2 protein-coding genes are annotated in these 2,072 nt (G+C 69.5%); both read right to left on the reverse strand.

Annotated elements, in window-relative coordinates; all coding sequences use genetic code 11:
- Positions 1–21 precede the first annotated feature (21 nt).
- Entirely contained in the window at positions 22–1,305 is a 1,284-nt protein-coding gene (locus tag D7W79_RS41505; RefSeq protein WP_120530695.1) for a sensor histidine kinase, read from the reverse strand.
- Between the two features lie 87 nt (positions 1,306–1,392).
- Complete coding sequence (locus tag D7W79_RS41510; RefSeq protein ID WP_120530696.1) at positions 1,393–1,815, reverse strand: hypothetical protein; 423 nt, start codon at positions 1,813–1,815, stop codon at positions 1,393–1,395.
- Positions 1,816–2,072: the final 257 nt, after the last annotated feature.

The raw sequence follows: 2,072 nt of genomic DNA on the forward strand, positions 1-2,072 counted from the left end.
CGGGGCGGGCTCCGGTGCGTGTCAGGCGGAAAGACAGGGAAGGGAGAAGGCCACCTGGGCCCCGGCGCCGGGCGCCGAGTCCACCACGATGGAACCCCCGAGCTTCATGGCCCGCTCACGCATGTTGAGCAGGCCGTAGTGGCCGCGCGGCGTGCGGCCCGGGTCGAAGCCCTTGCCGTTGTCGCGGACCACCAGGTGCACGCCCTCCGCGCTGAAGTCCAGGCGCACCTGGACCTCCTTCGCCTCGGCGTGCTTCGCGGCGTTGGACAGGCACTCCTGGAGGATGCGGAACAGCGCCAGCTGCGCGTCCGGGGGCAGCTTGCGCGTCAGGCCCGTGCGCTCGAAGCGGATGTCCTGCCCGGTGCGCTCGCGGAACGTCTTGACGTAGTCCTCCAGGCCCTGCGCCAGCTCGAAGTCGTCGCGCATCATCCGCAGGTTGCGGCGCAGCTCTTCAATCGACTCCTCCGCGGTGGCCTTTATCTCGCGGATCTCCGTGCGCAGCCCGTCCTCGCGCGCGAGGTTCAGGATGTACTCCGCCTGGATGATCATCGAGGACAGCGACGCGCCCAGGCCGTCGTGGATCTCCCGCGCCAGCCGGTTGCGCTCCTCCACCACCGCCAGCTCCTTCAGGTCGCCCTGAAGGGACACCACCTCGCGGTGCGCGGTGGCCTCGCGCTCGTTCAGGTACACGAGCACGTAGACGATGATGAAGTTGAGCCCCAGGTACCAGAGCAGCGTGAGCAGCTCCACCGCCGTCACGGAGCGGTTGAGGAGCAGGTCCAGCCGCGTGGTGATAGGCAGCGCCAGGAGCGGCGGCAGGATGGCCAGCGGCTTGGGGAAGAGGATGGCGAAGAGGGTGGTGAACAACAGCTGCGTCGCCAGCAGCGGGCTCTGGAGGCCGCCGCCCACCTGTGGGCGCGCGATGAGCACCACGGTGATCAGCAGGTCGAAGCAGAGCGACAGGTACGTCACCCACCGGCCCGCCTTCGGGTGGTCGATGACGAGCAGGTTCGCGACGCTGTAGATGAGCATCGCGAAGTAGCCCAGGAAGGAGATGGGCCCGTTGAAGCCGAAGTAGCCGCTCCACGCGGGCACCGCGAGGATGAGCAGGCCCAACGTGAGGAACATCATCCGCGCGTAGAACAGCGCGCGGGCCCGGGCGACGAAGCGGTCCTGCTCCCAGGAGGCGGCCGCCTGCTCCGCGGACACGTTGTCCGTGAGGTTGCGGCGCTCCAGCACGGCGCGGACGCGGGCCTTCAAGTCGTGGGCCGGGTGGTCGTCGCCGGGTCGGGGGTCGCTGTCCATGCGAGCGGCAGCTTACGGGACCTTCTCCGGGAGCGGAATTCCCGGCAAGCCGCCAGGTCGGCATCCTGGCGGGTGCGGAGGCACGCGTTACTTGGGGGCGCCTTCGTCCACGCAGGCCTTCTTGGCCTCGGGCTGGCGCTCGAGGACGAAGTCCAGGCGGTCCTTCGTCTCGCCCGTGCGCTCGTCGAACAGGGGCGTGCCGCCCGCGTACATGGTGCCCTTCTGGCTGCCGTACCTGTCCAGGTTGTGGGACTTGAGCCAGCCGTCCACGCAGGCCTCCAGGGCCAGGCGGTCGCTGGCGCCCGAGTCGTACGTCACGGCGCTCGCGTCCTTCGTGCCGGCCTCGGCGGTGGCCGTCGGGGCGGGGGCGGCGTCGCGGTCCGACTGGAGCTCCTCCTTGACGGTGCCGGTCTGCGTGGCCGCGTCAGGGCTCTCGCCGGTGTTCTTGTGGCAGCCGACAGCCAGGGACAGCAGGGTGGAAAACACGAGCGCGCCGGTCAGGTTTTTCATATGTCCTGGCAGGTGAGGGCCGCTTGTGACAGCGGCGGGTAGGAAGGCTTCGGGAACGTCCTGAAGACTGGACGTGGAGTCGCCGCACCATATTCGTTTCGTTCCTCGCGGAGCACCAGTCCCATGCACGGTTCGCCGGATACCGACCACCACGCGCGCATTCCCCACGCCACCCGGATTGAACGCGCGCGGGTGCTGGTGGTGGGGGCAGGCGGCCTGGGCTGTCCGGCGTCGCTCGCGCTGGCGCAGGGCGGGGT

Source organism: Corallococcus exercitus, from assembly GCF_003611585.1.
GTDB lineage: Bacteria > Myxococcota > Myxococcia > Myxococcales > Myxococcaceae > Corallococcus > Corallococcus exercitus.

Excerpts from the sequence above, each read along its gene's own strand:
- D7W79_RS41505 (WP_120530695.1), bottom strand. The coding sequence starts at position 1,305 with ATGGACAGCGACCCCCGACCCGGCGACGACCACCCGGCCCACGACTTG.
- D7W79_RS41510 (WP_120530696.1), bottom strand. The coding sequence starts at position 1,815 with ATGAAAAACCTGACCGGCGCGCTCGTGTTTTCCACCCTGCTGTCCCTG.